Source organism: Caballeronia sp., from assembly GCF_049581465.1.
In the GTDB taxonomy this organism is placed as follows: domain Bacteria; phylum Pseudomonadota; class Gammaproteobacteria; order Burkholderiales; family Burkholderiaceae; genus Caballeronia.
Window position 1 is genome coordinate 1 of record NZ_JBAUSA010001038.1, and the last position, 8310, is coordinate 8310.

8 protein-coding genes are annotated in these 8310 nt (G+C 57.7%); all 8 read left to right on the top strand.

Features of this window, described 5'->3' with window-relative positions; genetic code table 11:
• Positions 1–263 (top strand): CoA transferase (locus WCA53_RS25410; RefSeq protein ID WP_423916920.1); only part of this gene is annotated, 263 nt, incomplete at its 5' end.
• Positions 264–414: 151 nt separating this feature from the next.
• Positions 415–1206: an enoyl-CoA hydratase/isomerase family protein gene (locus WCA53_RS25415; protein ID WP_423916922.1), complete on the top strand. Its 792-nt coding sequence runs from the start codon at positions 415–417 to the stop codon at positions 1204–1206.
• Positions 1207–1234: 28 nt separating this feature from the next.
• Positions 1235–2476 carry a thiolase family protein gene (locus WCA53_RS25420; protein ID WP_423916935.1) on the top strand — a complete coding sequence of 414 codons (1242 nt, stop codon included), beginning with the start codon at positions 1235–1237 and terminating at the stop codon, positions 2474–2476.
• A gap of 19 nt (positions 2477–2495) precedes the next feature.
• The gene (locus tag WCA53_RS25425) at positions 2496–3653 is read left to right on the top strand and encodes an acyl-CoA dehydrogenase family protein (protein WP_423916924.1); all 1158 of its coding nucleotides are present in this window, start codon (positions 2496–2498) and stop codon (positions 3651–3653) included.
• A gap of 76 nt (positions 3654–3729) precedes the next feature.
• Entirely contained in the window at positions 3730–4506 is a 777-nt protein-coding gene (locus WCA53_RS25430) for an SDR family NAD(P)-dependent oxidoreductase (RefSeq protein ID WP_423916926.1), read from the top strand.
• A gap of 50 nt (positions 4507–4556) precedes the next feature.
• Entirely contained in the window at positions 4557–6110 is a 1554-nt protein-coding gene (locus WCA53_RS25435) for a class I adenylate-forming enzyme family protein (protein WP_423916929.1), read from the top strand.
• Positions 6111–6223: 113 nt separating this feature from the next.
• Positions 6224–7678, top strand: a complete 1455-nt coding sequence (locus WCA53_RS25440) for a coniferyl aldehyde dehydrogenase (protein WP_423916931.1) — start codon at positions 6224–6226, stop codon at positions 7676–7678.
• The coding region (locus tag WCA53_RS25445; RefSeq protein WP_423916933.1) for an MFS transporter at positions 7651–8310 on the top strand (660 nt) is incomplete at its 3' end. The genes WCA53_RS25440 and WCA53_RS25445, both read left to right, overlap by 28 nt.

Here is an 8310-nt window from a genome sequence, read left to right on the forward strand (position 1 = left end):
GGGTAAGCCTGCTCGAAGGCAGCGATGCCTGCTTCGCGCCGGTACTAACACCGGCGGAAGCGATGACGCATCCGCATATGGCCGCGCGCGGCATTTATACCGAGCGCGACGGCGTGTTGCAGGCAGCGCCGGCCCCACGCTTCTCAGCGACACCGTCAGGTCTCACCGGTCCCGTGCCGGCGCGTGGCGAGCATAGCGCGGTGATTCTTCGTGATGTGGGGTTAAGTGAAAGTGAGATTGAACGATTGCTCCCCGGCCACTAAAGAGCCTCACTGACGTACATATCGGCCGGACCGGCGCCTTCACTGCAATGACCTGTTGCGCACGACAGTCTCCCCTACGATAAGGGTACTCGCTAACACCCTGAGCTAAGAGAAGTTTCACGGGTGTACTGATCAATATGAATTCGCGGAGATGCTCGTGAACGAAGAGATTTTGCTGTACGAGGTCACCGATTCTGTAGCGCGCCTGACGCTCAATCGCCCGAACGCGATGAACTCGATAAACCTCGTCATTCTCGCGGAGCTGGATCGCCGTCTGACTGACATCGCAGTCGACCCCGAAGTACGGGTGCTGGTGCTCACGGGCGCCGGTGCCGCTTTCTGTGCGGGTGCTGACTTGAAGGAGGTATTGGCGGGGCAAACGGCAGGCCCCGGCGAAGCCGACTTTCTCGACAGGGCCAACCGCGTGTTTGGCCGGTTGCGTAACTTTCCAAAGCCTGTCATCGCGGCGTTGAACGGCGTCACCATGGCCGGTGGCCTGGAATTGGCTATGTGCGCCGACCTGGTCGTAGCCGCTGAGAGTGCCACGATCGCCGACGCCCATGCGAACTTTGGCGTCTTTCCCGGTGCAGGCGGAGCGGCCATCCTACCGCGCCTTATTCCGCTAAACATGGCCCTGTATTTACTGCTGACAGGCAAGTCGCTGTCGTCGACCCAGATGCAGGCATGTGGCTTTGTATGCGAGGTTCATCCCGATGACGGCTTCGCCGATTCGGTGCAGCAGTTGGCCAAGCATATCGCCAGGAAGAGTCCGATCGCGTTGCGCCGCATGAAGGAAGTGGCCCGGGCATCGGCCGACAAAACGCGTGACGACGCCTTGTTGCACGAGCAAGTCATGCTGCGCCAGCACATGCGGACCTTCGACTTCCGGGAAGGCTTGCAGGCCTTTGCCGAAAAGCGCGCACCCCAGTTTCAGGATCGCTGAATTTACATCGTCAAGAGAAAATAATCGAATGAGTGATATCTATGTGGTGGGCGTCGGCATGACTGCCTTCGGACGCCTAATTGAAAAGTCGGTGTATGACATGGTTGGGGAAGCCGTGGGGTTGGCGTTGAAAGACGCTGGCTGCGGCGTGACTGAGATTGGCGGCGCCTTTTACGGAACCATGACCAATGGCCTGTTCCAGGGCCAGACCGCAATCCCCGGGCCCATTGCAATGCGCCGCCTGGGCATTGAGGGGGTTCCGGTCTTTACTGTAGAAAACGCTTGCGCCACGGGCTCGTCCGCCTTCAATTTGGCGACGCTGGCACTGCGCGCGGGTAGCTGCGACATCGCGTTGGCTGTGGGTGCGGAAAAGATGAATATCCCCGACAAGGCCAAGATGTTCAGCGCCTTCGACGCAGGCTGGGACGTCTCCACTGTGGAAGAAAACAAAGCCGCGCTGCTCGCTATGGGTCGGGACATGGTGCCGCCACCGGGCACGATGTCCGAGCGTCCGTATAGCGTTTTCATGGATGTCTACGCCGCCATCTGCCGCAATCACATGCTGCGTTATGGCACGACCCAGCGGCAGATTGCCGCCATCGCAGCCAAAAATCACCAGCACTCGGTGCATAACCCGCTGGCTCAGTTTCAACAAGCGTTCAGCGTCGAGGAGGTGTTGGCGTCGCCGCCCATCGCCTATCCGTTGACGACGTTGATGTGCTCTCCCATTAGCGATGGTGCCGCGGCTGTAGTGCTTTGCAATGCGGCGGGACTCAGGCGGCTGAATGGCCCCGCGCGTCGTGCCGTGCGTGTGCTGGCTAGCGTCGTTCAAACCGGGAGCACCCGCGGCCTTGACGAGCCGGAGAAAATTGTCGCTCATCTTGCTGCCAAAAAAGCCTATGAACAGGCCGGCGTGACGCCTGGTGACGTCAACGTGGCGGAAGTTCATGATGCTTCGGCGATAGGCGAAATTCTTAACGCCGAGTCCCTGATGCTAGTGCCTTTTGGCGAAGGCGGTCCTGCAGCCGAGCGAGGCGATTTTACGGTTGGCGGGCGCATTCCAATCAACCCCTCCGGCGGCCTGGAATCCAAGGGACATCCTATTGGCGCAACGGGTCTTGGCCAGATCCACGAATTGGTTACGCAGTTGCGCGGTGAGGCCGGCCAGCGCCAGGTAAGCAATGCGCGTGTTGCGATCCAGGAAAACGGCGGCGGCCTCTACGGCATTGAAGAAGCCGTGGTGGCCATCACGATTCTGGCCAAGAACTAAATAATATAAGGATGCCGAAATGGGATACGTATTCAGAACTGAAGAACAGCGCGGCGCGGTAGATGGATTGCGGCGCTATCTGGCAGACAAGGCAGACCCGTTTTTCAACAAGGAGTTTCGCGACAAATTCGTGCCCAGGGAAAAAATGGGAGAAGTCGTTCGTGAACTTACTCAGTTTGGCTTGATCTCGGGCGTTGTCAGCGAGGAACAGGGCGGCTTGGGTCTGGATTGGCTGACCATGCTCATGCTCTTCGAGGAAGTAGCGGCCACTTCGATCGACCTGTCCGTACCGGTGCTGATCAATAGCTTCTGCGCCCAGATGATCGCAAAGCTGGCGCCTGCACATTTGCGCGAGCGCTATCTTCCAGGACTGCTCACGGGTGAGTTGTTTTGCAGTGCGGGCATATCGGAGCCTGATGTCGGCTCCAATGTCCTGGAGATCAAGACTCGCGCCCGAAGGGATGGAGATCACTTCATCATCAACGGAGAGAAGACCTGGATCAGCAACGGTGCCTATTCCGATATTCTCATTTGTACCTGCCGAACCGGCGATGATCCGCGCCGCGGCCTGACGCACTTCCTGCTTGATCGTAAAGAGCACCCTTACGAGGTGCGGGATATTCACAAGATTGCCTGGAACAGTCAATCGACCGCGCAGATCTTCCTCACGGACGTACGCGTGCCCGCTAGCAATATGCTTGGCAATGAAGGCGAAGCGCTAAAGAACACGCTGTCCATGTTCGAGCGCTCGCGGGTCTTTGTCGCCGCACAAGGGCTCGGCATTGCACGCCGGGCGCTGGAAGAGGCGGTGCGCTATGCCACGGAACGCAAACAGCATGGCAAGGTCATCGCGGGGCATCAACTGATCTCGGCCATGCTGGCCGAAATGGCAACCCATGTTGACGCAGCCCGCCTACTGACGCAACGCGCCGCGTCGATGATCGAAGCCGGTGTGCCTGCCGAGATGGAAGCCGCGATGGCCAAGTATTTCGCCTGCGAAGCCGCGGTGAAAATTGCCCGTCAAGCTGTTCAGATTCACGGTGGCAACGGGGTAACGAAAGAGTTTTTGGTGGAGAAGCTGGCTCGCGAAGCGATCGTCGTGCCGATTCCCGAGGGCACGACACAGATTCAACAACTCATCATTGGTCGGGCGTTGACGGGCGTCAACGCGTTCTGATCGGGATCGGCAACGGCAAAGGCAGCGAAGCCTCAGAACTCGATTCAAATTCCCCTACTATCTTTTCGGATTTCCAATGCGTATTGAAGACAAAGTCATCGTTATCACTGGCGGTGCCTCAGGACTTGGCCTGGCCACTGCCCTCTATTTGGTGCAGGAGAAAGGCGCCTGCGTCGCCATTTTCGATTTGAATGTCGACGCGGGCGAAAAGGCCGTGGCTGATATCGGAGCCGAGCGCGCGATGTTCGTGAAAACCGACGTCAGTAGCGAAGAGTCCGTGCAGATGGCCGTCGCAGCAGTGATGGCCCGTTTCGGGGCAATCCATGTCTGTATTAACGGAGCCGCGGTTGCCACGGCGTTCAAGGTGCTTGGCAAGGAAGGCAAGGCCGCTCCGCTGGCCCGATTTGCCCAGACCACGGCCATCAATCTCAATGGCGTATTCAACGTCATGTCCAAGTGCGCCGAGCAGATGGCCAAGAATGAGCTTGAAGCTGGCGAAGAGCGAGGCGTGGTGATCAACGTGTCGTCCGGTGCTGCATACGAAGGCCAGATCGGGCAGAGCGCCTACGCTGCTACCAAGGCGGGAATTATCGGTATGAACATGCCCGCCGCGCGCGAACTCGGTTCCGTTGGTGTTCGCGTCAATGCCATCGCCCCGGGTCTGTTCTTGACCCCCATGGTCGCAAGTCTCGACGAGAAGGTTTTAAACATGCTGAAAGAGCAGATGGAATCGCCCAGGCGCCTAGGCGACATGCGCGAGTTCGCTCACTGCTGCGCTTTCATTATCGAAAATGCTTATGTCAACGGTGAAACCGTGCGCCTCGACGCCGCGTCCCGCATGCGAGCGAAGTAGGGGCAAGCGATTAGTTGCGTGTTTCATGTTGGTACCGGAGGAGATAAAAAATGAGATTAGCTGACTATTTCGACGCCGTCGCGGCGCTGCGTCCAGGCAGCCTGGCCTTTGTCGATGGTGCGACCCGCATCACCTATGGCGAGGCCCAGAAGTATGTTCATGCTATGGCGAATGGATTGGACCGTACGCGGCAAGCCGGCGCCGGCACGCATGTAGCAATCTACGCACCCAATGACTATAGGGTGAGCCTGCTACATCTAGGTATCAACCTGGCTGACTTTGCGTGGTTGTCGGTTCACATTCGCAATTCGATTGAGACCAATGCCGAGGTGCTGGAATACTTCGATACCGATATCGTCTTCTTCCATAGCTATTTCGAAAGCATTGTGCCGGCACTCAAAGCCAAGCTGTCGAAGGCAAAGCTGTACATCTGCATCGACCGCGCATCTGAACATGGGCAGTCCATGGACGAATGGTTGAAGGATTGCTGGGTTCCTTTTCGTAACGGTCCGGAAGATCCCAATACACGTGCGTTCCTGCAACCTACCGGGGGTACCACCGGTCCCTCCAAGGGCGCGGTACACACGCATAGAACCCTCGAATTCATGGGTTTCGGACTGACCGCCGGCTTTAACGTCAGCGCTGAGTCTCGTCACCTGTGTGTCGCTCCCTTGACGCATGCCGCAGGCCTTCTCGCGCTTGGGTTCACGATCAAGGGCGGTGCCAACATCATCATGCAGGGTTTTGATCCAGATGCCTTGCTGGCCGTGATCGAAGCAGAAAGGATTACACATCTCTACTTGCCGCCAACAGCCGTATACGGCTTGTTGGCGCACCCCAAGACGAGGCAAACCGACTTTTCGTCGCTGCAGGCATTCATCGTTGGCGCGGCGCCGATCGCACCAGAGAAATTCAAGGAAGCCGTGCGCGTGTTCGGCCCGATCATGTATGAGGGCTTCGGGCAGACAGAGACGTTGATTCCGATCCTGGTGAAGAGCCCTTCCGACTATCTCAGGAGCGACGGCAGCTTTGATGACGAGGTGGTGAGAACTGCAGGCAAGGCGGTGGATGTCGCGCGCCTTGCCATTATGGATCCCGAAGGAAACTTGTTGCCGCCGGGCGAGCGTGGCGAGATTGTCGTTCGTTCGTCGATGGTAATGAAGGAATACTACAAAAGGCCTGAAGACACGGCGGCAGTTTCAACCTTTGGCTGGCACCACACGACCGACGTCGGGATACAGGATGCACGCGGATACGTCACCATCGTGGATCGCATCAAGGACATGATCGTGACCGGCGGGTTTAATGTTTTCCCGGTTGAGATCGAAAAGGTCATCCAGGGCCATCCTGGAGTCCTTGACTGCATTGTGGTGGGGGTGCCTGATGGGAAATGGGGTGAAGCGGTGAAGGCGGTTGTGCAGCTTAAGCCAAACCAGACGGTCAATGAAGAAGACATCATGGCCCTGTGCAAGGAACATCTGGGTAGCACCAAGACGCCCAAGAGCGTTGAATTCTGGACGGAACTGCCGCGCAGCGCAGTGGGCAAGCTGCTCAAGAAAGACGTCCGTGCAAAGTATTGGACCGATCAGTGGCGCTCGGTCTAAGCAGCATTGAGTTCGATATATTTGGCTAACCCCACTGGCTGAACCCGAAAGCGCGTCGAGATCGCCGTTTCAACCGACACCTTGACAAGCCGAATAGCGACAGGAATCCGGAATTGAAAGACACCATCGAGAATCTGAATGCCGTATTCACGCGGCAACGCAAGGCATGCTTAGTCGAGCCCTATCCTGAACTGGCGCAACGAAAACGCGAATTACAAGCGGTGCGCGTTGCCTTGCAGCGATACCAGGATCGGCTCTCGGAGGCAATGAGCGAGGATTTTGGGCGCCGCTCTGAATTCGAGTGCAAGATGCTCGACGTCATGTTTCCTGCGCTACAGGTTGACCACGCGCTCTCCAATCTCAAGTCCTGGATGAAGCCGCAAGGCCGCCTCACTGACTGGATGTTCATCACAAACAGAGCCAAGGTCGTCTACCAGCCCAAGGGCGTGGTGGGCGTGATCGCCGCCTGGAATTTTCCGATCGTCGAGGCTGTGGGGCCCATGATCATGGCATTGGCGGCCGGCAATAGAGTGATGATCAAGATGTCGGAATATTCGCCCCGAAGCACGGTTGTCCTGCGTGAGATGCTGGCTGAGATTTTTCAGGAAGACCTGGTAGCGGTTTTTGGGGGAGGGGTTGATCTCGCCCAGGCGTTCGCCAGCCTGCCGCTGGACCACATTGTCTTTACCGGGTCGCCCACGGTAGGCAAGGAGATCATGCGTGCTGCGGCGGCCAATCTGACGCCGGTCACGCTGGAGCTTGGGGGGAAGTCACCCGCGATCGTGGCTCGTTCAGCTTCAATACAAGCAGCGGCCCGATCGATCGCGCACGGCAAGGCGTTCAACGCGGGTCAGGCCTGTGTGGCGCCGGACTATGCTCTCGTACCCAGCGTGCTCATGAACGAATTTGTCGCGGCCACCGTGAGCGCATTCCAGCGCATGTACCCCGACCCGGTCAATGACGCGAATTACACCAGCATTGCATCTGATCGCCATGCGGACCGGGCCCGCGAATTATTGGCCGACGCGGTAGCCAAGGGCGCAAAGGTAACGTCCTGCGGTCCGGGCGACGGCAAGCGAATCATTACCATGCAAGTGGTGACCGGCGTGACGTCGGACATGCGCATCATGCAGGAAGAACTATTCAACCCAATATTGCCCGTTGTAGCGTGCGACTCGCTGGACGAAGGCATTGGATACATCACTGCCCGGCCTCGTCCGCTTGCCCTCTATTACTTTGGCAAGGATGCCGATGAAATACAACGTCTGACGCGCGACGTCCACTCCGGCGGCATGACGATCAACGATTGGGCATGGCATGTGTTCCAGGGTGACCTTCCATTCGGAGGAAGCGGCAATTCGGGCATCGGAAGTTGGCGAGGACCGGAGGGATTCCGGGAGTTGTCGCACAGTAAGTCGGTGTTGACCATGAACCGCTGGTTTCCAGTTCATCTCTTTCGCCCGCCATACGGCACACGCATCCAGCGGCTGGTATCTAAAGTATTTCTTGGGAACGCAGACCCCGCATTATCAATCGCCGAATGCACCACGGCGACCGACGCGGTCTAACTGCACCAGGAGAAGGGGACATTGACATGAAAGCCGCTGGCGTACTTTTACCGGGCACCGTGAGCGGTGCAGGAGCTTATCAAGGGTCGAAAGCCTATGCGTGGACCGTGTTTGCATTGACGTTTGGGTTGATCTTGTCCGACTACCTGTCTCGCCAGGCCATGGGAGCGGTGTTTCCACTCCTGAAGCAGGCATGGGGTGTATCGGACTCACAACTGGGTGCGCTTGTCAGTATCGTGTCCCTGGTCGTTGGCGTGATGACCATTCCGTTGTCGCTGGTTGCCGATCGATGGGGACGCGTGAAAAGTATTACGCTCATGGCCTTTGTCTGGTGTTTTGCCACGATCGGCTGTGGATTGGCAAGCAATTACACGCAAATGCTGGCAGCGCGTGCGATGGTTGGGTGTGGTGAGGCCGCCTATGCAGCCGCGGGTGCAGCTCTGTTGGCTCATACTTTTCCGTTTGGAAAACGCTCTGCAGTCCTGGGCGCTTTTCAGTCAGGCGGAATTTTTGGATCGGTCCTGGGCGTCGTCATTGGCGGAGCCGTCGCATCCCAGTTCGGATGGCGCTATGCTTTTTTCGCTGTAGGTGCACCGGGCTTATTGATTGCCGCGCTTTATCCGTTTTTTGTA